The organism is Neisseria sp. P0001.S005, assembly GCF_051963715.1.
On the sequence record NZ_JBQCTZ010000686.1, the window covers coordinates 1 to 402 of the forward strand.

Annotated in this window: 1 protein-coding gene; it reads right to left on the reverse strand. The window is 45.3% G+C overall.

What is annotated here, in order from left to right; genetic code table 11:
• The coding region (locus ACTHSP_RS22375; RefSeq protein WP_440347056.1) for a peroxiredoxin at positions 1-402 on the reverse strand (402 nt) is incomplete at both ends.

The following is a 402-nucleotide window of genomic DNA, read 5'->3' on the forward strand; positions in this document are numbered from 1 at the left end:
GTATTTCAACATAGTGTCAGCGTCAGACACTTTGAAAGGATCGCCTGGTTCTTCAGGTTCGATAAACATTTTTTCAATCACGCCGTCGTTAACCAGCATGGAGTAACGCCAAGAGCGTTTACCGAAGCCCAAGTCTTCTTTGCCAACCAACATGCCCATGCCTTCAGTAAATTCACCGTTGCCATCAGGAATCATGTAGATGTTGTCAGCTTCTTCTTCAGCAGCCCAAGCGTTCATTACGAAAGTGTCGTTTACAGATACGCAGTAGATTGCGTCAACACCGTTTTCTTTGAACGCGCCAAACAATTCGTTGTAGCGTGGCAGATGAGAAGAAGAGCAAGTTGGAGTAAATGCGCCAGGCAGAGAGAACACGACTACTTTTTTGCCTTTGAACAAATCATC